Annotated in this window: 25 protein-coding genes; 23 read left to right on the top strand and 2 right to left on the bottom strand. The window is 62.7% G+C overall.

Going from position 1 to position 23165, the window contains the following annotated elements; translation table 11 throughout:
• Nucleotides 1–884: 884 nt before the first annotated feature.
• Together F1609_RS32145 and F1609_RS32140 are read right to left on the bottom strand one after the other, a co-directional pair.
• Nucleotides 885–1631: an SAM-dependent methyltransferase gene (locus tag F1609_RS32145; RefSeq protein WP_167081688.1), complete on the bottom strand. Its 747-nt coding sequence runs from the start codon at nucleotides 1629–1631 to the stop codon at nucleotides 885–887.
• A gap of 5 nt (nucleotides 1632–1636) precedes the next feature.
• Nucleotides 1637–2239 carry a Maf-like protein gene (locus tag F1609_RS32140; RefSeq protein WP_167081686.1) on the bottom strand — a complete coding sequence of 201 codons (603 nt, stop codon included), beginning with the start codon at nucleotides 2237–2239 and terminating at the stop codon, nucleotides 1637–1639.
• A 180-nt stretch (nucleotides 2240–2419) separates the two neighbouring features.
• Here F1609_RS32140 and F1609_RS32135 point away from each other — a divergent pair, with 180 nt between their 5' ends.
• The 23 genes from F1609_RS32135 (at nucleotide 2420) to pgsA (ending at nucleotide 23132) form a co-directional block, all read left to right on the top strand.
• Complete coding sequence (locus F1609_RS32135; RefSeq protein ID WP_167081684.1) at nucleotides 2420–2917, top strand: YceD family protein; 498 nt, start codon at nucleotides 2420–2422, stop codon at nucleotides 2915–2917.
• Between the two features lie 344 nt (nucleotides 2918–3261).
• Nucleotides 3262–3444, top strand: coding sequence for a 50S ribosomal protein L32 (gene rpmF / locus F1609_RS32130; protein ID WP_008449924.1), 183 nt, complete (start codon nucleotides 3262–3264; stop codon nucleotides 3442–3444).
• 196 nt (nucleotides 3445–3640) lie between these two features.
• Nucleotides 3641–4702 (top strand): phosphate acyltransferase PlsX, encoded by a 1062-nt coding sequence (gene plsX / locus F1609_RS32125; protein ID WP_167081682.1) that lies wholly within the window; start codon nucleotides 3641–3643, stop codon nucleotides 4700–4702.
• A gap of 10 nt (nucleotides 4703–4712) precedes the next feature.
• Nucleotides 4713–5699 (top strand): beta-ketoacyl-ACP synthase III, encoded by a 987-nt coding sequence (locus F1609_RS32120; RefSeq protein ID WP_279401130.1) that lies wholly within the window; start codon nucleotides 4713–4715, stop codon nucleotides 5697–5699.
• A 99-nt stretch (nucleotides 5700–5798) separates the two neighbouring features.
• A complete protein-coding gene (fabD, locus tag F1609_RS32115; RefSeq protein WP_167081680.1) occupies nucleotides 5799–6755 on the top strand; it encodes an ACP S-malonyltransferase in 957 nt (318 codons plus the stop codon).
• 37 nt (nucleotides 6756–6792) lie between these two features.
• Nucleotides 6793–7530: a 3-oxoacyl-ACP reductase FabG gene (gene fabG / locus F1609_RS32110; RefSeq protein ID WP_167081678.1), complete on the top strand. Its 738-nt coding sequence runs from the start codon at nucleotides 6793–6795 to the stop codon at nucleotides 7528–7530.
• 179 nt (nucleotides 7531–7709) lie between these two features.
• Nucleotides 7710–7949: an acyl carrier protein gene (gene acpP / locus F1609_RS32105; protein WP_018059410.1), complete on the top strand. Its 240-nt coding sequence runs from the start codon at nucleotides 7710–7712 to the stop codon at nucleotides 7947–7949.
• A gap of 27 nt (nucleotides 7950–7976) precedes the next feature.
• Nucleotides 7977–9224 carry a beta-ketoacyl-ACP synthase II gene (fabF, locus tag F1609_RS32100; RefSeq protein WP_167081676.1) on the top strand — a complete coding sequence of 416 codons (1248 nt, stop codon included), beginning with the start codon at nucleotides 7977–7979 and terminating at the stop codon, nucleotides 9222–9224.
• A gap of 150 nt (nucleotides 9225–9374) precedes the next feature.
• Nucleotides 9375–9911: a protein YgfX gene (locus F1609_RS32095; protein ID WP_167081674.1), complete on the top strand. Its 537-nt coding sequence runs from the start codon at nucleotides 9375–9377 to the stop codon at nucleotides 9909–9911.
• A gap of 69 nt (nucleotides 9912–9980) precedes the next feature.
• Nucleotides 9981–10583, top strand: coding sequence for an RNA polymerase sigma factor RpoE (gene rpoE, locus F1609_RS32090; protein WP_167081672.1), 603 nt, complete (start codon nucleotides 9981–9983; stop codon nucleotides 10581–10583).
• Between the two features lie 63 nt (nucleotides 10584–10646).
• Nucleotides 10647–11339: a sigma-E factor negative regulatory protein gene (locus F1609_RS32085; RefSeq protein ID WP_167081670.1), complete on the top strand. Its 693-nt coding sequence runs from the start codon at nucleotides 10647–10649 to the stop codon at nucleotides 11337–11339.
• Nucleotides 11340–11474: 135 nt separating this feature from the next.
• Nucleotides 11475–12947 carry a DegQ family serine endoprotease gene (locus tag F1609_RS32080; protein ID WP_167081668.1) on the top strand — a complete coding sequence of 491 codons (1473 nt, stop codon included), beginning with the start codon at nucleotides 11475–11477 and terminating at the stop codon, nucleotides 12945–12947.
• Between the two features lie 72 nt (nucleotides 12948–13019).
• Nucleotides 13020–13280, top strand: a complete 261-nt coding sequence (locus tag F1609_RS32075) for a glutaredoxin family protein (RefSeq protein ID WP_167081666.1) — start codon at nucleotides 13020–13022, stop codon at nucleotides 13278–13280.
• A 256-nt stretch (nucleotides 13281–13536) separates the two neighbouring features.
• Entirely contained in the window at nucleotides 13537–15330 is a 1794-nt protein-coding gene (lepA, locus tag F1609_RS32070) for a translation elongation factor 4 (RefSeq protein WP_167081664.1), read from the top strand.
• Nucleotides 15327–16241: a signal peptidase I gene (gene lepB / locus F1609_RS32065; protein WP_167081662.1), complete on the top strand. Its 915-nt coding sequence runs from the start codon at nucleotides 15327–15329 to the stop codon at nucleotides 16239–16241. Before lepA ends, lepB begins: the two co-directional genes overlap by 4 nt.
• 18 nt (nucleotides 16242–16259) lie before the next feature.
• Nucleotides 16260–16667 (top strand): DUF4845 domain-containing protein, encoded by a 408-nt coding sequence (locus F1609_RS32060; protein WP_167081660.1) that lies wholly within the window; start codon nucleotides 16260–16262, stop codon nucleotides 16665–16667.
• Between the two features lie 26 nt (nucleotides 16668–16693).
• Nucleotides 16694–17542, top strand: a complete 849-nt coding sequence (gene rnc, locus F1609_RS32055; RefSeq protein WP_229422175.1) for a ribonuclease III — start codon at nucleotides 16694–16696, stop codon at nucleotides 17540–17542.
• The gene (gene era, locus F1609_RS32050; RefSeq protein WP_167081658.1) at nucleotides 17539–18441 is read left to right on the top strand and encodes a GTPase Era; all 903 of its coding nucleotides are present in this window, start codon (nucleotides 17539–17541) and stop codon (nucleotides 18439–18441) included. Before rnc ends, era begins: the two co-directional genes overlap by 4 nt.
• Before the next feature lie 18 nt (nucleotides 18442–18459).
• Complete coding sequence (gene recO / locus F1609_RS32045; protein ID WP_167081656.1) at nucleotides 18460–19281, top strand: DNA repair protein RecO; 822 nt, start codon at nucleotides 18460–18462, stop codon at nucleotides 19279–19281.
• 47 nt (nucleotides 19282–19328) lie between these two features.
• Nucleotides 19329–20102: a pyridoxine 5'-phosphate synthase gene (gene pdxJ / locus F1609_RS32040; RefSeq protein WP_167081654.1), complete on the top strand. Its 774-nt coding sequence runs from the start codon at nucleotides 19329–19331 to the stop codon at nucleotides 20100–20102.
• The gene (acpS, locus tag F1609_RS32035) at nucleotides 20099–20494 is read left to right on the top strand and encodes a holo-ACP synthase (protein ID WP_167081652.1); all 396 of its coding nucleotides are present in this window, start codon (nucleotides 20099–20101) and stop codon (nucleotides 20492–20494) included. The genes pdxJ and acpS overlap by 4 nt, the downstream gene beginning before the upstream one ends.
• Nucleotides 20495–20515: 21 nt before the next feature.
• The gene (gene uvrC, locus F1609_RS32030) at nucleotides 20516–22426 is read left to right on the top strand and encodes an excinuclease ABC subunit UvrC (protein ID WP_167081650.1); all 1911 of its coding nucleotides are present in this window, start codon (nucleotides 20516–20518) and stop codon (nucleotides 22424–22426) included.
• A gap of 121 nt (nucleotides 22427–22547) precedes the next feature.
• Entirely contained in the window at nucleotides 22548–23132 is a 585-nt protein-coding gene (gene pgsA, locus F1609_RS32025) for a CDP-diacylglycerol--glycerol-3-phosphate 3-phosphatidyltransferase (RefSeq protein WP_167081648.1), read from the top strand.
• Nucleotides 23133–23165: the final 33 nt, after the last annotated feature.

Raw genomic sequence — 23165 nt, 5'->3', positions numbered from 1 at the left:
ATCATTCGAACCACTTCCAGCTTCAGGCTGGGATCGAATGTCTTCCGCTTTCTTGTTGCCATGTATTACTCCTCAGATGGTGGATTTTCCACCTATTGAGGTGTCCGAGCAAATTAGACCACAGCAGCGTCAGTATGATGATGTCTGAGCTCCGGGTGAGTTTTTACTGGCGTGACGTCATGTTGAAATATCGAATTATCCTGAAAGAATCGGAACGTGAGCGATTAACAGCGTTGTTGAGCAAGGGGAGACATGCCGCGCGTAAGCTGGCGCGTGCACGCATTCTGTTGTTGAGCCACGAAGGTCGGAGGCCGACATTGTTGATCCGCTCGGCGTTGGCAGCGCGACGGTGGATCGTGTGCGCAAGCATTGTGCGGAGGACGGCGAGGAGGCGGTGCTGGTGGGCAGGCCGCGACCGGGCGCCCATTGCGCGCGCCAACATCGAGCCGGGTGAAGTTGAGGTACGCAAAATCCGCTCAATGCGGACTTGCACAGAGAGTTGTAAGGGAGAGCAGGCAACAGCAAAGTGATGGGTCAACAGCTCATGCCGGGGCAAGCACACGCCGATAGGGAAAAGCGCCGTTATGCCCGAAAATCAGATAGGCGCCTTGCCCGCGAAAGCCATCCGGGCCAGCAGGATGCAACGCCTGCGCAGACAGGCCGTATATAAGACTGCAACTTGCGTTGATGCATTGTGCTGCTAAAAGCTTGCAATCCAAGGGACGTCCATATAAGCACTTCCTTAGGGGGAGGGCGAGCGCTACGCATCGCGCGCATTGCGGAGCGTTCCCCCAGCCCATTCCAGGCTGCCCAGCCCATTGTCGACAAAATGCGTGTAGGCCGCCGGGAAAAAACGGGAAGTCGTCGGCACGGCGGGCCTCCCTTTATGCCAGCAGCAAAAACACGGTCGGCTTCTTGTGGAAATCCGGCGCCTTGCCGGCTGCCAGCAGCGCCTTCCATTTGCCGCCGTTCAGGGTGCGGATCGATTCCGTCGGCAAGCTCAAATCGGTCGCGACGCAGATCAGGGTGCCCGGCTGGCAGGCGCCCACCAGCGCTTCGAGCATGGCGCCGTTGCGGTAGGGCGTTTCGATCAGCAGCTGGGTCTGCTTTTCCGCGCGCGAACGCGCTTCCAGCTCCTTGATGCGCTTGGTGCGCAGGGCGGCATCGGTGGGCAGGTAGCCGTTGAAAGCAAAACTCTGCCCGTTCAAGCCGCTCGCCATCACGGCCAGCAGCAGCGAGGACGGTCCGACCAGCGGCCGCACCTGGATGCCGCGCTCGTGCGCAAGGCGCACCAGGTCGGCGCCGGGATCGGCCACCGCCGGCACGCCCGCTTCCGAGATCAGTCCGGCGTCGCGCCCGGCCAGCAAGGGTTCCAGCAGGCCCGCCAGCGCTTGCGCCGGGGTGTTCACGTTCAGTTCGGCAATCTCGATTTCCTGCAAGGTTTTTGCGAGGGGATGGCGCAGCGCAATCAGTTTCAGGAAGCCGCGCGCGGTTTTGGCGTTTTCGGCGACAAAGTAATCAAGACGCGCGGTCTGGGCCTGAACTTGCTCCGGGATGATGTGCGCCAGCGCGTCGCTGCTCGGATCGGTCGCGCCGAGGGTGTTGGGGATCAGATATAAAGTGCCGGACATAATGCTCACTGTGTAAAAAAGGTAAAACCGGCGCGCCGCAGCATGCCGGTCAGGGCGATCAGGGGCAGGCCGGTGAGGGCGGTGGGGTCGGTGCTGTCGATGCGTTCCAGGATGGCGATGCCGAGCGCTTCGTTCTTGGCGCTGCCGGCGCAATCGTAGGGTTGTTCGATGCGCAGGTAGGCGTCCAGTTCGGCGTCGGGCAGGTCGCGCACGGTGACGAAGGTTTGCACGTTCTCCACCTGCGCCGTGCCGGTGCGGCCATCCCACAGGCACAGCGCCGTGTGGAACACCACGCGCCGCCCGCGCATCGTTTGCAGTTGCAGCAGGGCGTTGGCATGGTTGCCGGGTTTGCCGATCTGGGCGCCGTCGAGCGTGGCGACCTGGTCGGACCCGATGACCACGCTGCCGGGCGCGCGCGCCGCCACCGCTTCGGCCTTGGCGCGCGCCAGGCGCAGCGCGGTCGCTTCGGGCAGCTCGCCGGCCAGCGGCGCTTCGTCGATAGCGGGCACCAGAACGTCGAACGGCAGGCGCAGGCGCCCGATTAATTCGCGCCGGTAGGCGGAACTCGATGCAAGAATTAGCCGCGGTGCGCTGGAAGTTGGTATCATGTCGTACTTCAGTCCTGTTGGCTGTCCCTATAAGCGGGCGCAGCGGGATTCATGTGGCGGGCGCGGGGTACACGCGCCAGCAACAGCGCGCGGGTCCTTGCCCAAATAATCGCGCTAAGTCTTTGACTCCACAACGAGAAGCCTGTTATTATCGCAGGTTTTCCGGGGAAAATTTCTGCAATGAGTGCTTTTGTCATCGACGCTTTCGAGTTTTGTCGAAGCAACGGCCATCGCGAGGGCGTCACGCCTGTCGCTGAAATGAGCCGGTTGAACAAGGATTGTGCCGACCAGTCGGGCCAGATTGCCTGGACCATCGATGGGTCGACCAGCAAGCTGGGCTATCCGCAAATGACCTTGTCGGTGTCCGGCACGGTCCAGCTGGTATGCCAGCGTTGCCTGGCCCCGTTCGCTTACGAGATGGATTCGTCCACCGTGCTGATGCTCGGCAAGGATGATGAGCATGCGGACGAGATCGAAGAAGTCTTGAACGATGAGAGCATCGACGTCATCGTCGGCAGCCGCGAATGCGATGTGCGCGACCTGTTCGAAGACGAAGCCTTGCTGGCCCTGCCGCAAGTGCCGAAACATGACGTGTGCCCGGACAACAAACTGCTCGACGCGGTCAAGTCCGACAAGCCGTCGCCCTTTGCGGGGCTGAAGAATCTCAAGCCGGAGTAATGGGCGTTGCCCCGGCAGGCCGCACAGCGGCCAGAATACAGGGCGCTCGAAAAACCGTAGCGAGCGGCGTCAGTTTCGTGCGAGAAGCGCAGCCGTACGAAGGTACGGTGAGCATCGCAGGGCGAAAATGGCGCCGCGCAGTAGGTTTGGCGAGCGCCCGAACAGAACAAGCAGTAGAAAAGAACGTGTCAAACGCGTGTTGTAGTCGAGTATGGCATTGGTAGTAAAGGTAGGTCGGCGTTAAAACATGTCGGTAAAGAAATTTTGCCGCTGGGATACTCGATTCGCATGTATTTGCTGATCGATTGTGTTAGAATTTTAGAACTTATGTATTAGGAGTCATCATGGCTGTTCAGCAAAACAAGAAATCCCCTTCGAAGCGCGGTATGCACCGTTCGCACGACTTCCTGGTCGCGCCACAACTGGGCATCGAGCCAACCACCGGTGAAACGCACCTGCGTCACCACATCAGCCCTAACGGCTTTTACCGTGGTCGCAAAGTCCTCAAAACCAAAAACGACGAGTAATCGACGTTTTAGTTTGAGTAAGATAAAAGCGGTGCAACGACTTTTTTGTGCGTCGCACCGCTTTTTCTTTGTCCCCGGCTGCAAACCAGCTTTGCACACCGTCATTTCGAATTACGCAGACTCTGCTTGGCGTTCGTCCACATACAGATCGCATCCTGCCGCCACACGCTGTTGAGTCGCGGTACGAATCCACAAAATGACAATTAAAATTTCCATTGACTGCATGGGCGGCGATCATGGCCCGTCAGTTACTATCCCCGCAGCACTTTCTTTCCTTAACAGCGAACCTGAAGCAGAACTGATTCTGGTCGGCTTGCAGGACGACGTGCGCGCGGAACTCAAAAAACACAAAGCCGACAACCATCCGCGCCTGTCCATCCTGCATGCCTCGGAAGTGGTGACGATGGACGATCCCATCGAAATCGCGCTGCGCCGCAAGAAGGATTCGTCGATGCGCGTGGCGATCGAACTGGTGAAGGACGGCAAGGCCCAGGCCTGCGTCTCCGCCGGCAATACCGGCGCCCTGATGGCGGTCTCGCGCTATGTGCTCAAGACCATGGCCGGGGTCGACCGTCCCGCCATCTGTTCGATCCTTCCCAACCAGAAAAACGGCCCGACCTATATGCTCGACCTGGGCGCGAATGTCGACTGCGAGCCGCATCACCTGCACCAGTTCGCCATCATGGGGTCGGTGCTGGTCTCGGCCATGGAAGGCATCAAGCGTCCCACCATCGGCCTGCTCAACGTGGGCACCGAGGAAATCAAGGGCAATGAAGTGGTCAAGGCCACCGCCAAGCTGCTGCGCGAAGACCATGAGCGCGGCTCCCTGAATTTCTTTGGCAACGTCGAAGGCAACGATATCTTCAAGGGCACCACCGACATCGTGGTGTGCGACGGTTTCGTCGGCAACGTCACGCTCAAGGCGGTCGAGGGACTGGGCCGCTTCGTCAAGGACGCCCTCACCACCGAGTTCAAGCGCACGCCGCTGACCATGCTGGCCGCCTTGCTCGGGAAAGGTGCGTTGAAGAAATTTTCCAACACCTTCAATCCGTCGCGCTACAACGGCGCCAGCCTGCTCGGTTTGCGCGGCCTGGTGTTCAAGAGCCATGGCGGCGCCGATGCGTACTCGTATGAGTGGGCGATCAAAAGGGCGTTCGACGCGGCAAAATACAATGTGCAGGAGCAGCTCTCGGCCATGATCACCGAGTTGATGCCCCGCACGCCTGACCCGGAAGTGCCAGGAATAACCCACTCGTAGGACGGCCAGCATGACCTTGTACAGCAAAATTATCGGCACCGGCAGCTATCTGCCGGCCAAGCGCGTCTCCAACGGCGACCTGACCGAGCAACTGGCGGCCAAGGGCATCGAAACCTCGGACGAGTGGATCGTCTCGCGCAGCGGCATTTCAAACCGGCATTACGCAGCGCCCGACGAATTGTCCTCGGATCTGGCGGTCGCAGCCGCCAGGCAGGCGCTCGCGATGGCCGGCAAGCATGCCGAGGAAATCGACCTCGTCATCGTGGCCAGCTCGACCCCGGACTTTCACGGCAGCTTTCCCAGCACCGCCTGCATCGTCCAGCGCAAGCTCGGCATGCACAACAACAGCGCCGCCTTCGACGTGCAGGCTGTCTGCAGCGGCTTCGTGTATGCGGTGTCGGTGGCGGACGCCTTCATCAAGTCGGGCGCGCACAAGAACGTGCTGGTGATCGGCGCCGAAGTGTTTTCGCGCATTCTCGATTTTAACGACCGCACCACCTGCGTGCTGTTCGGTGACGGCGCCGGCGCCATCGTGCTGTCCGCCTCGGAACAGCCGGGCATCCTGTCGAGCAAGCTGCATGCCGACGGGCGCTATTCGGACATCCTGAGCGTGCCGGGCACCCTGGCCGGCGGCGCGATCGCCGGCAGCGGCTTCCTGTACATGGATGGCCCGGCGGTCTTCAAGCTGGCCGTCACCGTGCTCGAACAGGTGGCCAACGAAGTGCTGGAACACGCCGGCATGACGGCCGCCCAGGTCGACTGGCTGGTGCCGCACCAGGCGAATATCCGCATCATGAAAAGCACGGCCAAAAAGCTCGGCTTGCCGCTGGATAAAATGGTGGTCACGGTTGACCAGCATGGCAATACCTCGGCCGCCTCGATTCCGCTGGCGCTCGACATCGCCGTGCGCGACGGCCGCATCAAGGCCGGCGACAACGTCATGATGGAAGGCGTTGGCGGCGGCTTCACCTGGGGCGCCGTGCTGGTGCGCATGTAAGGGCCGGGCGCAGCCTGCGGGCTGCGCCAGCCGATTGTTGCCCGCACCAGTCCTTGGTGCGGATGCCGCCATAAAAACAAAACAGGAGGACACTATCCCATGAGTAAATTCGCGTTTGTATTTCCCGGCCAGGGTTCGCAAGCCATCGGCATGTTGAACGGCTTCGCCGGCAACGCGGTGGTCGACCAGACCATCGCCGAAGCCAGCCAAGCGCTCGGCTTCGATCTCGGCAAGCTGATCGCCGACGGTCCCAAGGAAGAGCTGGACCTGACCACCAACACCCAGCCGATCATGCTGAGCGCCTCGGTCGCCGTGTACCGCGCCTGGATCGCGGCCGGCGGCGCCGTGCCGTCGGTGGTTGCCGGACACAGCGTGGGCGAGTATTCGGCCCTGGTCGCGGCCGGCGTGATCGCCTTTAAAGATGCGGTGCCGCTGGTGCGCTTCCGTGCCCAGGCCATGCAGGAAGCGGTGCCGGTCGGGCAGGGCGGCATGGCCGTCATTCTCGGCCTGGCGGCCGACGAGGTGCGCGCGGTGTGCGCCGAAGCGGCAGCCGCCAACCCGGCCGAAGTGGTCGAGGCCGTCAATTTCAACGAGCTGACCCAGATCGTGATCGCCGGCCATAATGGCGCCGTCGAGCGCGCCTGCGAACTGGCCAAGGCGAAAGGCGCCAAGCGCGCCATGAAGCTGGCGGTGTCGGCGCCGTTTCACTCGTCCTTGCTGAAACCGGCGTCGGACCGCCTGCGCGCGTACCTGAACGACGTGCCGTTCGCCGTACCGCGGATCGACTTGATCAACAACGTCGACGTGACTATCCTGAACGATCCCGAGGCGATCAAGGATGCACTGGTGCGCCAGGCGGCCGGTGCGGTGCGCTGGGTTGAAACCATGCAGAAGATGGCGGCCGAGGGCGTGACGCAAGTGATCGAATCGGCGCCGAGCAAGGTGCTCATCGGCATGGCCAAGCGCATCGATGCGCAGTTGGTGGGTGAGGCGCTGGTGGATCAGGCTTCGCTGGAGCGCGTATTGAGCAGCCTCAATCAGCCGCCAGCGGCTTAAGCGCAGTATTGCGGAACCTCAGAATAAAAGGACATCAATGAATCTGGAAAATCAAGTCGCCCTGGTAACGGGCGCGTCGCGCGGCATCGGCAAGGCCATCGCACTCGAACTGGCCCGCCAGGGCGCCAGGGTGGTCGGCACCGCCACCAGCGAGAGCGGCGCGCAAGCCATTTCGGATTACCTGGCCGAATTCGGCGGCAAGGGCGCCGTGCTCAACGTGACCGACGCCGCCGCCTGCGCCGCCACCATCGACGCCGTGCAAAAGGACTTCGGCAGCCTGTCGATCCTGGTCAACAATGCCGGCATTACCCAGGATCAATTGGCTATGCGCATGAAGGACGAGGAATGGGACAGCGTCATCGCCACCAACCTGTCGGCCGTGGGGCGCCTGTCGCGCGCGGTCCTGCGCGGCATGATGAAAGCCAAACATGGGCGTATCATTAATATCACCTCGGTGGTCGGCTCGGCCGGCAACGCGGGACAGATGAATTACGCGGCCGCCAAGGCCGGCGTGGCTGGCATGAGCCGGGCGCTGGCGCGTGAGATCGGCAGCCGCAACATTACGGTGAACTGCATCGCGCCCGGCTTTATCGATACCGATATGACCCGCGCCCTGAGTGCCGAGCAGCACACCGGTCTGCTGACGCAGATTCCGCTGGGACGCCTGGGCGCGCCGGAAGACATCGCCCACGCGGTGGCCTTCCTGGCGGGACCGCAGGCGGCGTATATCACGGGCACGACCCTGCACGTGAATGGCGGAATGTATATGAATTGATGTTGAAATCCCTTTGTCGGCTCCCATTTGCGGACGTGCGCACGGAGAGAATAAAGGGAATTCTCGTCATTTAGCAGTACGTTCGGTGGAATTTGCGGCAGACACCGAAATTAGTTTTTCGCCGCGCAAACCTGATAAAATGCGCGCACTTTCCGTAACACACACAATGGAGCCATAACATGTCGGATATCGAACAACGCGTTAAAAAAATCGTCGCTGAGCAACTTGGCGTTGCAGAAGTAGACATCAAAATCGAATCCTCGTTCGTTGACGACCTCGGCGCTGATTCCCTCGACACCGTCGAACTGGTGATGGCGCTGGAAGACGAATTCGAAATGGAAATCCCTGACGAACAAGCTGAAAAGATCACCACCGTGAAACAGGCAATCGACTACGCCACGGCGCACGTCAAGGCCTAAGTTTTACAATTTTCTCGGGAGAATCGCTTGAGCCGTTCACGAAATCGTCGTGTCGTCATCACCGGGCTGGGCGCCGTTTCACCTATCGGCAACACGGTTGCCGACACGTGGAACGCCGCATTGGCCGGCAAGTCGGGCATTGCCAACATCACCAGGTTTGATGCGCAGCCTTTTTCGACCCACTTCGCGGGCGAAGTCAAGGGTTTCAATATCGAGGATTACATCTCGGCCAAGGATGCCCGCCACATGGATACGTTTATCCATTACGGCATGGCGGCGGGCATGCAAGCCATGCGCGATAGCGGACTGGTGGTCACCGAAGAAAATGCCGACCGCATCGGCGTGATCGTCGGGTCCGGCATCGGCGGCTTGCCGCTGATCGAAGACACCAAGGAAGATTACAGCAAGCGCGGGCCGCGCCGCATTTCGCCGTTCTTCGTTCCGGCCTCGATCATTAACATGATTTCGGGCAACCTGTCGATCGAATACGGCTTGCGCGGTCCGAACCTGGCCATCGTCACGGCTTGCACCACCGGCCTGCACAGCATCGGCGCGGCTGGCCGCCTGATCGAGTATGGCGATGCCGACGTGATGATCGCCGGCGGCGCCGAAGCGACCATCTCGCCGCTGGGCCTGGGCGGTTTCGCCTCGGCACGCGCGCTGTCGTCGCGCAACGACGATCCGGCCACCGCCTCGCGTCCGTGGGACATCGACCGCGACGGCTTCGTGCTGGGCGAAGGCGCCGGCGTGATGGTGCTGGAAGAATACGAGCACGCCAAGGCGCGCGGCGCCAAGATCTACGCCGAACTGCTGGGCTTTGGCATGAGCGCCGACGCCTACCACATGACGGCCCCGGTCGAAGACGGCAGTGGCGCCAGCCGCTGCATGAAATCGGCCCTGGCCAACGCCGGCGTGAACGCCGACCAGGTCAATTACGTCAATGCGCACGGTACCTCGACGCCGCAGGGCGACGTGGCCGAAGTGCAGGGCCTGAAGAAGACTTTCGGCGAGCATGCCGGCAAGCTGGTGGTTAATTCGACCAAGTCGATGACCGGCCACCTGCTGGGCGGCGCCGGCGGGCTGGAAGCAGTATTCACCGTGCTGGCGATGCATCACCAGATCTCGCCGCCGACGATCAACATCTTCAACCAGGACCCCGCTTGCGACCTGGACTTCTGCGCCAACACGGCGCGCGAGATGAAGATCGACATCGCGGTGAAGAACTCGTTCGGCTTCGGCGGTACCAACGGTACCCTGGTGTTCGGCAAGGCTTGATCGTTGCTTGCTCCCCCTATCCATGGGGAAATGACGCGCAGGAAAATATTCGCGTCTTAGTATGAACTTTCGGCGCCTGCACTTGTCTCAAGTGTGGGCGTCGATGAAACGCCGGCGGCACTCGCCGGGGTCCGATTTGCCCAGTGCACCATGACGCACTGGCGCCCCGCAGCACCTTTCCTTCTGATTATGTCGATTGCGGTCTCCGCCTGCATCAGGCCGTCGCGCTTGCTGCGCCTGGTCCTGCTTGGCTACGCCGCGCTCAATCTGGCCGTGGCACTTGCGCTCGCCGGGCGCTGGGCCGCGGGCATGGGCGCGGCCGGCGTTTGGACGGCAGTGTCCGCTGGGGCTTGCGCCTTGGCAGCAATGCTTGCATGGAGTGCATCGAGGCAGGGGGAAAAGCGGCGCAGGATTGATATTTCTGGACTCGGCGAGATTCGCCTGACGGTACAACAGAGCTTGGGCGCAGTACCGGCGCAAGCGGATGTGCTGCAATTGCTTCCCGGATCGACTATTTGGCCGCACAGCCTGCTCCTGCTGCTGGGTTCACCCACTGGCAAGCGCATCACTGTACAGCTCATCTGGCCGGACAGCGTGTCCCGCGAGCAGTTCCGGGCATTGTCGGTCGCTGTACGGGCCATTGCCGGGCGGGACAAACAATTTGTCGGAAATAACAAAATACTTTGAACTTATTGCAAGCGGCCAACTCTATAGACATAGGGACGGTTCGCTGCCGCAGCCAAGAGGGCAGGGTCAGTGACGACAGAACGCGAGTGTGATCAACTGCTGGTTGAGCGCGTCCAGGCTGGCGAGAGGCAGGCGTTCGACCTGCTGGTCAGCAAATATCAGCGCAGGCTGATGCGGCTGGTATCGCGCCTGGTGCATGATCCGGCCGAGGCCGAGGACGTAGTGCAAGAAACATTTATCAAGGCTTATCGTGCCTTGCGGCACTTCAGGGGGGATTCTGCTTTTTATACCTGGCTGTACCGGATCGGTATCAATACGGCGAAGAATTTTCTCGTCACACAGGGCAGGCGCGCCCCGACCTCGACCGAGGCCGATGCCGAGCGTGCCGAAGCGTTTGACGATGCGGAAAGTTTGCGGGATATCAACACCCCGGAATCGGTGTTGGCAAGCAAGCAGATCGCGTATACGGTCAATGCCGCGATGGAAGCGTTGCCGCTGGAACTGCGGACCGCGATTGTCCTGCGCGAAATTGAAGGGTTGAGCTACGAGGAAATATCTGAAGTCATGTCATGTCCTATCGGCACAGTGCGCAGCCGCATCTTCCGGGCCCGCGAAGTGATTGCCGAGAAGTTGAGGCCCTTGCTCGACGATCCGCATGACAAACGACGTTAGGTGTAGCAATGATCGCTCTAATCGGTTAACTTTTGGTCACCAATCACAGTGATGGAAATATCGATGGACACCCCGAAAACCATCCGGGAGCAGATCTCGGCATTCAGCGACCACGAACTGTCGCCTTCCACGCTGCCCGACGAGGCGCTGCGCTCGGCCGAGGGCGAGCACGCCTGGCATGCCTACCACCGCATCCGCGACGTGATCCGCGAGCAGGGCGCGCCGCACCTGTCGCCCGGCTTTGCCGATAAACTGGCGGCGCGCCTGGCGGCCGAGCCCTTGCCCGGCAAGCGCAGCGTGCGCGCATCTGGCGAGGCGCTGGCGCGCAGCGCGCCGGCGCCGGTGGCGCTGGCGGTGGCGGTGGCCGCCGGCGCCGCCGGGCCGGTGACCGGGATCGGCGCCGTCGCGGGCGACGCGTCTGGTGCCAGCGCCGGCGCGGGCACGCCGCCCGACCCCGAGGCCCGGGTGGTCGGCGAGGCGGCGGACGATGGCATGGACGCGCCCGGCGCCAGCGCCGCAGCCGCAGCCGAGGCCAGCATTGCGGCGGGGGCCGAGCTGGTGACCATTGCCGTGGTCAAGGCGGCCGCCACGGTCGAACCCGGCGAGGCCGGCGTGGCGCCACTGGCGGCCGATGCCGATGCTGGCGCCGAAGCCAGGGCGGCTGGCGCGCTTGAGGCAAGCGCGGGCGTGGCCGACGGCGCCACCGATCCCAAGGCCGCCGCCGCGATCAAGCCGCCGATCAGCTCGGTGCCCTGAGTGCGGACGGCGGCGGGCAGGGTTTGCCGTTAAAAACCCGGCCCGCCACCCGCTGCGCGCAGCGCGGCGCGACAAAGATGGCGTTTTGGCTTACCATAACGTCAATCTTTGTTCCGATTCCTCACTCCGATGACCATGACACTCTCCGCTGGCAACAAGATTTTCTCCGCCCTGTTTATCGCCGGTTCGGCCCTGGCCTTTGCTCCCACCGCCGGCGCCGCCGCGCTTGCCGCCGCCGCAGCCGGCGCGCCGCTGGTCAAGGGCTTGCCCGATTTTACCGACCTGATCGACAAAGTCGGCCCGGCGGTGGTCAATATCCGCACCACCGAAAAACTCAAGCAGGGGCAGGGCAGTCCCAATGAAGAGGAAATGCAGGAATTCCTGCGCCGCTTCTTCGGCGGCGCGGTGCCGCGCGGCCAGGATCCGCGCGGGCGCCGTTCGCCCCAGCAGCCGCAGGAGGAAGAAGTGCAGCGCGGGGTCGGGTCGGGCTTTATCGTCTCGGCCGACGGCTTTGTGCTGACCAATGCCCACGTGGTCGACGGCGCCGACGAAGTGCTGGTGACGCTCACGGACCGGCGCGAATTCAAGGCCAAGGTGCTCGGCTCCGACAAGCGCTCCGACGTGGCCGTGCTCAAGCTCGAGGCGCAACAGCTGCCCAGCCTGACCATCGGCGACTCCAACAAGATCCGCGTCGGCGAATGGGTGATCGCCATCGGCTCGCCGTTTAATCTCGATAACACCGTCACGGCCGGCATCATTTCGGCGAAATCGCGCGACACCGGCGAGTACTTGCCGCTGATCCAGAGCGATGTGGCGGTTAATCCCGGCAACTCGGGCGGTCCGCTGATCAATATGCGCGGCGAAGTGATCGGCATCAATTCGCAGATCGCGACCTTGTCCGGCGGCTACAACGGCATTTCCTTTGCCGTGCCGATCGACGAAGCGATGCGCGTGGCCGACCAGCTCAAGAAGACCGGGCGCGTTACGCGCGGCCGCCTGGGCGTCGAAATTGGCGAAGTGAGCAAGGAAGTGGCCGAGTCGCTGGGCCTGGGCAAGGCGCGCGGCGTCGAAGTGGCGCGCGTGGAAGCGGGCGGGCCGGCCGAGAAGGGCGGCATCAAGGTCGGCGACATCATTCTCAAATTCAACGGCCAGGATATCCAGAAGAGCGCCGACCTGCCGCGCCTGGTCGGCTCCACCGCCGTCGGCAGCAAGGCCATTGTCACGGTCTGGCGCCAGGGCCAGCAGAAAGAGATTCCGGTGGGCATCGTCGCCCTCGACGACGACAAGTCGGCGCGCAAGCCGGCCGTCAAGAAGCCGGCCCCCGAGCAAGCCCCGAACGCGGTGGGCCTGCATGTGTCCGACCTGAGCGAGGTGCAGCGCAAGGAGCTCGACCTGACCGGCGGCGTGCTGGTCGACGCCAGCGAAGGGGTGGCGGCGCGCGCCGGCCTGCGTCCGGGCGACCTGATCCTGCAGCTGAACAATGTCGAAGTCAAGGACGCCAGGCAGTTCAACGCCATGGTCGCCAAGCTCGATCCGAAGAAAAGCGCCGCCGTGCTGGTGCGCCGCGACGAAACCACCCAGTACGTGGTGATCCGCCCGCGCCAGTAGAGGGTCCCCGTCCCCGCCACTTGTTGCGGCGGGCCGCGTGCCCGCCGCTCCTTTCTTTCTGCCACCCGCCCCATGATCCGATTTACCCTGTATTCCCGCGGCTACTGCCACCTGTGCGACGACCTGCTCGCCGCCCTCAACGCCCTGCAAACCGACGCCATCCGCTTCGCCGTGGACGTGATCGACGTCGACGCCGACCCGGCCCTGGTCGAACGCTTCGACGAACTGGTGCCGGTCCTGTTCGGCGACCCCTCCCAGCCAGAGCTGTGCCACTACTTCCTCGATGAGGCCGCCGTACGCGGCTACCTGGCCACGTTCGATGTATTGATTTAACAATGTTTACGCGGAATTCGGGATTTACCCGGCTTTCTACCCTGAAATCCGGTAAAATGCGGGGTCGGAAATAGCTTCTGTCCTGAGCTTGACAGCTTCTCTTGCTTGATAAGGCGCTCGCCTGGGGATTGCCATGGCCCCCACGGAGCGCTTTTTTCGTATGGGGCGGCGTCGCCCGATACGGCTAGCCGGCACTGCAAAGCGCGCGCGACCACCCCGAATGTCGTCCTTCCCTACTTGGTTTTGAATTGCATTAATGAACAACATACGTAACTTTTCCATCATCGCCCACATCGATCACGGCAAATCGACCCTGGCCGACCGTATCATCCAGATCTGCGGCGGCCTGTCCGACCGCGACATGGAAGCCCAGGTGCTCGATTCGATGGACCTGGAGCGCGAGCGCGGCATTACCATCAAGGCCCAGACCGCGGCCCTGCATTACAAAGCGCGCGACGGCCAGGTGTACAACCTGAACCTGATCGACACCCCGGGCCACGTCGACTTCAGCTATGAAGTGTCGCGCTCGCTGTCGGCCTGCGAAGGCGCGCTGCTGGTGGTCGATGCGTCCCAGGGCGTGGAAGCGCAGACCGTGGCCAACTGCTACACCGCGCTCGACCTGGGTGTGGAAGTGGTGCCGGTCCTTAACAAGATCGACTTGCCGCACGCCGATCCGGCCAATGCCATTGCCGAGATCGAAGACGTGATCGGGATCGATGCGACCGACGCCGTCAAGTGCTCGGCCAAGAGCGGCCTGGGCGTGGAAGACGTGCTCGAATCGCTGATCGCGCGCGTGCCGCCGCCGAAAGGCGACCCGGACGCGCCGCTGCAGGCGCTGATCGTTGATTCGTGGTTCGATAACTACGTCGGCGTGGTGATGCTGGTGCGCGTGATCAACGGCACCCTGAAACCGAAAGAAAAAATTCTGCTGATGGCCTCCGAATCGGTGCAGCTGGTCGAGAGCGTGGGCGTGTTCAGCCCGAAATCGCAATCGCTGCCGCAGATTTCCGCGGGCCAGGTCGGCTTTGTGATCGCCGGCATCAAGGAACTCAAGGCCGCCAAGGTGGGCGACACCGTCACCCATGCCGCCAAGCCGGCCGCGGCGCCCTTGCCGGGCTTCAAGGAAGTCCAGCCGCAGGTGTTCGCCGGCCTGTTCCCGGTCGAAGCGAACCAGTACGACGCGCTGCGCGACTCGCTCGAAAAGCTCAAGCTCAACGACGCGGCATTGATGTACGAGCCGGAAGTGTCGCAGGCGCTCGGCTTCGGCTTCCGCTGCGGCTTCCTCGGCCTGTTGCACATGGAAATCGTGCAGGAACGCCTGGAACGCGAATTCGACATGGACCTCATCACCACGGCCCCGACCGTGGTGTACGAAGTGATCATGCGCGACGGTTCCCTGATCCGGGTCGACAATCCCTCCAAGATGCCGGACCCGTCCAAGATCGAGGAAGTGCGCGAGCCGATCGTCACGGTCAATCTGTACATGCCGCAGGAATATGTCGGTTCGGTGATCACCCTGTGCATCGGCAAGCGCGGCGTGCAGATGGACATGAGCTACCACGGCCGCCAGGTCAAGCTGATCTACGAAATGCCGATGGCCGAGATCGTTCTCGACTTCTTCGATCGCCTCAAATCGACCTCGCGCGGCTATGCCTCGATGGATTACGAGTTCAAGGAATACCGGGCGGCCGACGTGGTCAAGGTCGACATGCTGATCAACAGCGAAAAAGTCGATGCGCTGGCCATCATCGTGCACCGCGCCAACAGCCAGTTCCGCGGCCGCCAGGTGGCCGCCAAGATGCGCGAACTGATTCCGCGCCAGATGTTCGACGTGGCGATCCAGGCCGCCATCGGCGCCACCGTGATTTCGCGCGAGAACGTCAAAGCCTTGCGCAAGAACGTGCTGGCGAAGTGCTACGGCGGCGACATCAGCCGTAAGAAGAAATTGCTTGAGAAACAAAAAGCCGGTAAAAAGCGCATGAAACAGGTTGGCTCGGTGGAAATTCCACAAGAAGCCTTCCTGGCAATTTTACAAGTGGACGATAAATGAACCTGCAGTTTATCTTAGGGAATTTTGCACTGATCCTGTTCGTGGCGATGGTGCTCACGGGCATTATCTGGTGTCTGGATGTGTTCTGGTTCGCGCGTCAGCGGCGCGCCGCGGCCGATGCGGCCCTGGCCGCCTTCGACGCGCGCAATGCCAAGCTGAGCGCCGAAGGCATCAAGGTCGACAACACCAGCCGCGACGCGATCGCCGCGGGCATCCTGCGCCAGCCGACCTGGATCGAGTACTCGGGCAGTTTCTTCCCGGTGATTGCGCTGGTGTTCATCCTGCGCTCGTTCCTGTACGAACCGTTCAAGATTCCCTCCGGCTCGATGGTCCCGACCCTGATGATCGGCGACCTGATCCTGGTGAACAAGTTCACCTACGGCATTCGCCTGCCAGTGCTGAACCAGAAGATCATCGACGTCAACGACCCGCAGCGCGGCGATGTGATGGTGTTCAAATACCCGGAAGACATGACCCAGGACTATATCAAGCGGGTGGTGGGCGTGCCCGGTGATAAAATTACCTATGCCAACAAGCGCCTCTCGGTCAACGGCAAGGAGCTCGGCTACGCAGCGCTGGACGACTACCTCGACGATGAAAAGCTCGTGTACCATAAGCAATTCACGGAAACCCTGTCGGAGCCGCCGCACCGGATCCTCAACGAGCCGGGCAAGTTGACCTACAACCCGGAACAGGTCAAGGCCTTCCCGCAACACGAAGCCTGCACCTACAGCACCGACCAGTTTACTTGTGTCGTACCTCCGGGCAATTACTTTATGATGGGTGATAACCGCGACAACAGCGCCGACAGCCGCTACTGGGGCTTTGTCCCGAACAAGAATATCGTCGGCAAGGCGTTTTTTGTCTGGATGAATTTCAGTAGTCTCAAACGCATCGGCAGCATTCACTAACATCACAGGGAATCGACTATGTACGGACCGAAACCGGCCAATCTGGCCAAGCAGCAGGGCGTTTCCCTGATTGGCCTGATCGTTGTGCTGGGAATGATTACGTTTCTTGCCATGTTTGCCATGAAAGTCTTCCCGACTTTCCTGGAATACCGCTCGGTCAAGGAAGGCGTCATGGCGGCCAAGAGAGCCGACGGCACGGTGCGCGAGATCCAGAACAGCTTCGACAAGCACGCAGATATCAACCGCATCGACTCCATCAAGGGGAACGAGCTGATCATTACCAAGGATACCGGCGAGACCCAGGTCGCCTTCGACTATACCGCGCGCATCCCGCTGATCACCAACGTCACCTTGATGATCGATTATTCCGGCACCACCGATCCAAGCGGCAAGATCCCTGAAAAACCAGCTGAACCCGTCCGTTAAGGCAGTCCAACCAAGAAGTCCGACACATGAATCTTCAGTTATTGCAAACGCGCTTAGGGTATACGTTCCAGGATGCTGGCCTGTTGCAGCAAGCCTTGACGCACCGCAGCCACAGCAGTTTGCATAACGAGCGCCTCGAGTTTTTGGGCGATTCGATCCTGAACTGCGTGGTGGCCTCGGTTTTGTACGAGCGTTTTGCCGCCATCGACGAGGGCGACCTGTCGCGCCTGCGCGCCAACCTGGTCAAGCAGCAATCGCTCTACGAAATCGCCCAGAAGCTGGAACTGTCGCAGTTCCTGCGCCTGGGCGAGGGCGAACTCAAGTCCGGCGGTTTCCGCCGTCCTTCGATCCTGGCCGATACGCTCGAAGCGCTGCTGGGCGCGATTTTCCTCGACGCCGGCTTCAATGCCGCGCGCGACGTGATCCGCGCCTTTTATATTCGCATCCTCGACTCGGTCGACCCGCGCACCCTGGGCAAGGATGCCAAGACGCTCTTGCAGGAATTCCTGCAAAGTAAAAAAATCTCTTTGCCGACTTACAACGTGGTGGCTACCCATGGCGCCGCGCACAGCCAGGAATTCGAGATCGAATGCCTGGTGCCCAAGCTCGGCATCCAGGTGTACGGCCGTGGCGGCAGCCGCCGCGCCGGCGAACAGGCCGCCGCCAAGCTCGCGCTCGAGGTGGCCGAGCAAGCCCTGCTGAAAACCCCGGCGGCCGGCCGCAAGGCCAAGCCGCGCGCCGCCCAGCTCAAGCTGGCCGGCATCGCCACCATCCAGAGCGACGCCGATCCCGATTCCCATGGCGACGACGACAGCACCCTGCCGGTCGACGCCAAGACCCCTAAACACCCGCATCCAGAAACGAAATCAGCATGAACGCCACAACTACCCCAGAAAACTTCCGTTGTGGCTATATCGCCATCGTCGGCCGCCCGAACGTGGGCAAATCGACCCTGATGAACGTGCTGATCGGCGCCAAGGTCTCGATCACCTCGCGCAAGGCCCAGACCACGCGCCACCGCATCACCGGCATCCAGACCGTGGACGACGCCCAGTTCATTTATGTCGACACGCCGGGTTTCCAGACGCGCCACTCGAATGCGCTCAACAAGACGCTCAACAAGACGGTCACCAACACCCTCATTTCGGCCGACGTGATTTTATACCTGATCGAAGCGGGCACCTTCGGGCCGGCCGACCAGCAAGTGATCGACCTGCTGCCGAGCGACGTGCCGTGCATCCTGGTGATCAACAAGTCGGACCGGGTCAAGGACAAGGCGGCGCTGATGCCGTTCGCCCAGCAGATCGCGGCCAAGCATGATTTCGCGGCGATCGTGCCGGTCTCCGCCAAGCTCAAGTTCCAGCTCGACGGCCTGCAAAATGAAATCAAGCGCCTGCTGCCGGAGAACGCGCCGGTGTTCGGCCCGGACGACATCACCGACCGCAGCGAAAAATTCCTCGCTTCCGAGATCGTGCGCGAAAAACTGTTCCGCCTGGTCGGCGACGAGCTGCCGTACACCAGCACCGTCCTGATCGAAAAATTCGAACAGGAAGGCGACCTGCGGCGCATCTTCGCCGCCATCCTGGTCGAGCGCGACACCCACAAGTCCATGGTCATCGGCAACAAGGGCGCGCGCCTGAAGGAAGTCTCGACCCAGTCGCGGCTGGACATGGAAAAGCTGTTCGGCGGCCCGGTGTACCTGGAAATCTGGGTCAAGGTCAAGTCCGGCTGGGCCGACAATGAAGCCGGCCTGCGCGCCTACGGCTACGAATAAGGCGCAGAAGCGGCCCGCATGCCCACCACCGACGCCGACCTGACCGTCGCCGCGCCAGCGCCGGGATCGCCCGCCACGACGGCAGCGCCGGCCGCAGCGGCGCCGGCGAGGCGGCGCGCGCCCCAGCGCGTGGAAAAAGTCAGCGGCCAGCCGGCCTTCGTGCTGCACAGTTATCCCTACAAAGAAACCAGCCTGATCGTCGACATGTTCACGCGCGACTTCGGCCGCGTGGGCCTGGTCGCCAAGGGCGCCAAGCGGCCGCTGTCGAAACTGCGCGGTGTGCTGCAGACCTTCCAGCCGCTGCAAGCGGCGTGGAGCGGCAAGTCCGAGCTGCGCACCCTGATCGACGCCGAGTGGGTGGGCGGCATGCTCCCGCTCGAAAAGACGGCGCTGCTGTGCGGCTTTTATCTGAACGAACTGCTGGTCAAGCTGATCGCGCGCGACGACCCGCACCCGGCCCTGTTCGACCACTACGTCTCGACCCTGAACCAGCTGGCGCATAACGAACCGGCGCCGGTGGTCTTGCGAAAATTCGAACGGGCCTTACTTAAAGAGACAGGCGTGGCGGCCGACCTGGCGCGCTGCACCAGCACCCGCGCGGCGGTCGAGCCACAGGGCGAGTACGTGGTCGACCCCGAGCGCGGCGCGCGCCCGGCGCGCGCTGGCGACAGCTGGCCCGTGGTGAGCGGCCGGACCCTGCTCGACATGGAACGCGAAGACTACAGCGACCCGCTCACGCAGGCGCAGAGCAAGCTGCTGCTGCGCTTCCTGCTGGCGCACCAGCTGGGCGGCGCCACCCTGAACACGCGCCAGATCCTGATCGACCTGATGCAGTTGTAACTGTATTGAGCAACCCTCTTCACGTAACCACGCAAACGAGCAACCCTATGAGCTTTCTGCAACCGAATGGCCCGGTCATCGACCTGGGCGTGAACATCGACCACGTGGCCACCTTGCGCAATGCGCGCGGCACCGTCTATCCGGACCCGCTGCGCGCGGCGATCCTGGCCGAGCAGGCCGGCGCCGACGTGATCACCCTGCACCTGCGCGAAGACCGGCGCCACATCAAGGACGCCGATGTGATTGCGCTGCGCCCGCAGCTGATGACGCGCATGAACCTGGAAGCGGCGGTCACGCGCGAGATGATCGATTTCGCCTGCGCGGTGCGCCCGCAGGACGTCTGCCTGGTGCCCGAGCGGCGCGAGGAAGTGACCACCGAAGGCGGTTTGGACGTGATCCGCTACTGCAAGGAGGTCGAGGCGGCCGTCAAACAGCTGCAAGGGGAGGGCATCCGCGTAAGCCTGTTCATCGACGCCGACCAAGCGCAGATCGGCGCGGCCGCCGACCTTGGGGTACCGGTGATCGAACTGCACACCGGCCGCTACGCCGAAGCCGGCCAGGATCAACTGGCGCATGAACTCGAGCGCATTCGCGCGGGCGCGCGCTTCGGCGTCTCGCGCGGGCTCAAGGTCAACGCCGGCCACGGCCTGCACTACCAGAACGTGCAGGCGATTGCGGCCATTGCCGACATCGGCGAACTCAATATCGGCCACGCGATCGTCGCCCATGCGCTGTTCGCCGGTTTTGAAAACGCGGTGCGCGAGATGAAGGCGATCATGGTCGCATCGCGCCTGGCCGCAGGGGCGTCCACGCTGCGATGATCTACGGGATCGGCACCGACATCGTGCAGGTCTCGCGCATCGGCGCGGCGCTGGCGCGCAGCGAGCGCTTCGCCGCCAAAATCCTGGGCGAGGACGAACTGGCGGTGTTCCGCCAGCGCCGCGAACAGAACCCGGTGCGCGGCCTGCGCTACCTGGCCACCCGTTTCGCGGCCAAGGAAGCGTTCTCCAAGGCGCTCGGCCTCGGGCTGCGCGCGCCAATGGCCTGGCGCAGCGCCCAGATGCTCAATACGCCGCAGGGCCAGCCAGTAATGGTGTGCAGTGGCGCGCTGGCCGACTTTATGCGGCAAAATGGGCTTTGCGCCCAGGTGACGGTGAGCGATGAAGCCGAATACGGCGTCGCCTTCGTGATCGTCACCCGGCAAGTGATGTAACCGACCCGGATTGATTCTGCAATGACCGATGTGATTCCCGACGCTGTAACTCCCGAACTTCCAACAGCCGCCGCGCCCGACCCTGGCGCGGCCGCCGCCGCGCGCGAACAGGTGCTGGCCACCGTCGCCAAGCTGCCCGGCCTGCCCGGCGTGTACCGCTATTTCGACGCCAGCGACGCGGTCCTGTACGTGGGCAAGGCGCGCGACCTCAAAAAACGCGTTTCAAGCTACTTCCAGAAGAATTTATCGAGCCCGCGCATCGCCATGATGGTCGAGCGCATCGCGCGCCTCGAGACCACCGTCACGCACAGCGAGGCCGAAGCGCTGATCCTCGAAAATAACCTGATCAAGACGCTCAAGCCGCGTTTTAACATCCTGTTCCGCGACGATAAATCCTACCCTTACCTGAAGATCAGCGGGCAGGAGGTGCCGCGCATGGCCTACTACCGCGGCGCGGTCGACAAGAAGAACCAGTATTTCGGGCCTTTTCCGAGTGCGTGGGCGGTCAAGGAATCGATGCAGATCCTGCAGAAGGTGTTCATGCTGCGCACCTGCGAGGACAGCGTGTTTTCGAACCGCACGCGCCCCTGCCTGCTGCACCAGATCGGCCGCTGCAGCGCGCCCTGCGTGGACCTGATCACGCGTGACGAATACAAGCTCGATGTCGACAACGCCGCCAGGTTTTTGCGCGGACGCCAGAGCGAAGTGATGGCCGACCTGGAAGCGAAGATGCACGCCTTCGCGGGCGAACTCAAATTCGAGCAGGCCGCCGCGGTGCGCAATCAGATCCAGTCGCTGGCGCGTGTGCTGCACCAGCAAAGCATGGAGACCGGCGGCGACGCCGATGTCGACATCATCGCCGTGGTGGTGCAGGGCGGGCGTGCCTGCGTCAACCTGGCCATGGTGCGCGGCGGGCGCCACCTGGGCGACCGCGCCTATTTTCCGACCCAGGTCAGCGACGCCGCCGCGATCGCGGAAGGGTCGATCGAGGTCGAAGTGCTGGCCGCGTTCCTGGCGCAGCACTACAGCGAAAAATTCATCCCCGGGGTGCTGATCCTGAATATCGAATTCGACCAGCCGGCCCTGATGGTGGCGCTCACCGAGCAGTGCGGCCACCGCATCAACCTGATCTTCCAGCCGCAGGGGCAGCGCCGCCAGTGGCTCGAGATGGCGCACAAGGGCGCCGACATTTCGCTGGCGCGCCTGCTGTCGGAACAGGGCTCGCAGCAATCGCGCACGCGCGCGCTGGCCGAAGCGCTGGCGCTCGACGCGAGCGACCTCGATGCGCTGCGCATCGAGTGCTTCGACATCAGCCACACGCAGGGCGAGGCCACGCAGGCCTCGTGCGTGGTTTTCCACCACCACGCCATGCAGAACGGCGAGTACCGGCGCTACAACATCAACGGCATCACCCCGGGCGACGATTACGCGGCCATGCGCCAGGTCTTGATGCGGCGCTACGAAAAGGTCGCGGGCGGCGACGGCGTCATGCCCGACGTGGTGCTGATCGACGGCGGCAAGGGCCAGATCGAAATGGCGCGCCAGGTGTTCGCCGAACTCGGGCTGGACATCTCGCTGATCGTCGGCGTGGCCAAAGGGGAGGGACGCCGGGTCGGCCTCGAGACCTTGATGTTCGTCGACGGGCGCGCCGCGCAGGAACTGGGCAAGGAATCGGCGGCGCTGATGCTGGTCGCCCTGATCCGCGACGAGGCGCACCGCTTTGCCATCACCGGCATGCGCGCCAAGCGCGCCAAGACGCGCCAGACCTCGCGCCTGGAAGAGATCGAGGGCATCGGCGCCAAGCGCCGCCAGAAGCTGCTGGCGCGCTTCGGCGGCCTGCGCGGCGTGGTCGACGCCAGCGTCGAAGACCTGATGTCGGTCGAAGGCATTTCGACCCAGCTGGCCGAAGAGATTTACAGGCAGCTGCACTGACGGTCTTTACGCGGGCCGTGCGCGCCATTGCCGCGCACGGTCCAAACTGGTGAAAACAGCGTGAGCAAGGTAGACTAGCGTCGCAAGCATCTATCAACGCTTAACCAGTGCGCCCCCCTCTATGCCCTTTAATATCCCGATTCTCCTGACCTGGTTACGTGTAGCCCTGATTCCGCTCGTCGTCGGCGTGTACTACCTGCCGGTCCACTGGCTGCCGCGCTCCGACCAGGACATGGCGGCCACCCTGGTGTTCGTCATCGCCGCCGTCACCGACTGGTTCGACGGCTTCCTGGCGCGCCGCTGGAACCAGACCTCGGCCTTCGGCGCCTTCCTCGATCCGGTGGCCGACAAACTGATGGTGGCCGGCGCGCTGCTGGTGCTGGTGCACCTGGACCGGGTCGACCACTTCCTCGCCTTCATCATCATCGGGCGCGAGATCGCCATCTCGGCGCTGCGCGAATGGATGGCGCAGATCGGCGCGTCGCGTTCGGTCGCGGTCAGCTCGATCGGCAAGATCAAGACCGCCGCGCAGATGACCGCCATTCCGCTGCTGCTGTGGCACGACATGCTGTTTCGCTTCATCGACACCCAGCTGCTGGGCGAATACCTGATGGTGCTGGCCGCCGTGCTGACCGTCTGGTCGATGTTTTATTACATGCGCCTGGCCTGGCCGCTGATCAAGGAAAAGGGCGGCATGATGGAGTGAATGCAGTAATTGGCTGTTGATCCTTGACAGCCT

This window comes from Massilia aquatica (assembly GCF_011682045.1).
In the GTDB taxonomy this organism is placed as follows: domain Bacteria; phylum Pseudomonadota; class Gammaproteobacteria; order Burkholderiales; family Burkholderiaceae_D; genus Telluria_A; species Telluria_A aquatica.
This window is presented reverse-complemented; position numbering and strand designations above follow the sequence as displayed.

What these genes read in the sequence shown, in the direction of transcription:
- F1609_RS32120 (WP_279401130.1), top strand. Translation starts at nt 4,713, where the DNA reads ATGACCTTGTACAGCAAAATTATCGGCACCGGCAGCTATCTGCCGGCC.
- pgsA (WP_167081648.1), top strand. Translation starts at nt 22,548, where the DNA reads ATGCCCTTTAATATCCCGATTCTCCTGACCTGGTTACGTGTAGCCCTG.
- fabG (WP_167081678.1), top strand. Translation starts at nt 6,793, where the DNA reads ATGAATCTGGAAAATCAAGTCGCCCTGGTAACGGGCGCGTCGCGCGGC.
- F1609_RS32095 (WP_167081674.1), top strand. Translation starts at nt 9,375, where the DNA reads ATGACGCACTGGCGCCCCGCAGCACCTTTCCTTCTGATTATGTCGATT.
- era (WP_167081658.1), top strand. Translation starts at nt 17,539, where the DNA reads ATGAACGCCACAACTACCCCAGAAAACTTCCGTTGTGGCTATATCGCC.
- recO (WP_167081656.1), top strand. Translation starts at nt 18,460, where the DNA reads ATGCCCACCACCGACGCCGACCTGACCGTCGCCGCGCCAGCGCCGGGA.
- F1609_RS32075 (WP_167081666.1), top strand. Translation starts at nt 13,020, where the DNA reads ATGATCCGATTTACCCTGTATTCCCGCGGCTACTGCCACCTGTGCGAC.
- F1609_RS32085 (WP_167081670.1), top strand. Translation starts at nt 10,647, where the DNA reads ATGGACACCCCGAAAACCATCCGGGAGCAGATCTCGGCATTCAGCGAC.
- F1609_RS32140 (WP_167081686.1), bottom strand. Translation starts at nt 2,239, where the DNA reads ATGATACCAACTTCCAGCGCACCGCGGCTAATTCTTGCATCGAGTTCC.
- lepA (WP_167081664.1), top strand. Translation starts at nt 13,537, where the DNA reads ATGAACAACATACGTAACTTTTCCATCATCGCCCACATCGATCACGGC.
- F1609_RS32060 (WP_167081660.1), top strand. Translation starts at nt 16,260, where the DNA reads ATGTACGGACCGAAACCGGCCAATCTGGCCAAGCAGCAGGGCGTTTCC.
- uvrC (WP_167081650.1), top strand. Translation starts at nt 20,516, where the DNA reads ATGACCGATGTGATTCCCGACGCTGTAACTCCCGAACTTCCAACAGCC.
- acpP (WP_018059410.1), top strand. Translation starts at nt 7,710, where the DNA reads ATGTCGGATATCGAACAACGCGTTAAAAAAATCGTCGCTGAGCAACTT.
- rnc (WP_229422175.1), top strand. Translation starts at nt 16,694, where the DNA reads ATGAATCTTCAGTTATTGCAAACGCGCTTAGGGTATACGTTCCAGGAT.
- F1609_RS32080 (WP_167081668.1), top strand. Translation starts at nt 11,475, where the DNA reads ATGACACTCTCCGCTGGCAACAAGATTTTCTCCGCCCTGTTTATCGCC.
- acpS (WP_167081652.1), top strand. Translation starts at nt 20,099, where the DNA reads ATGATCTACGGGATCGGCACCGACATCGTGCAGGTCTCGCGCATCGGC.
- F1609_RS32145 (WP_167081688.1), bottom strand. Translation starts at nt 1,631, where the DNA reads ATGTCCGGCACTTTATATCTGATCCCCAACACCCTCGGCGCGACCGAT.
- F1609_RS32135 (WP_167081684.1), top strand. Translation starts at nt 2,420, where the DNA reads ATGAGTGCTTTTGTCATCGACGCTTTCGAGTTTTGTCGAAGCAACGGC.
- plsX (WP_167081682.1), top strand. Translation starts at nt 3,641, where the DNA reads ATGACAATTAAAATTTCCATTGACTGCATGGGCGGCGATCATGGCCCG.
- fabD (WP_167081680.1), top strand. Translation starts at nt 5,799, where the DNA reads ATGAGTAAATTCGCGTTTGTATTTCCCGGCCAGGGTTCGCAAGCCATC.
- rpmF (WP_008449924.1), top strand. Translation starts at nt 3,262, where the DNA reads ATGGCTGTTCAGCAAAACAAGAAATCCCCTTCGAAGCGCGGTATGCAC.
- lepB (WP_167081662.1), top strand. Translation starts at nt 15,327, where the DNA reads ATGAACCTGCAGTTTATCTTAGGGAATTTTGCACTGATCCTGTTCGTG.
- pdxJ (WP_167081654.1), top strand. Translation starts at nt 19,329, where the DNA reads ATGAGCTTTCTGCAACCGAATGGCCCGGTCATCGACCTGGGCGTGAAC.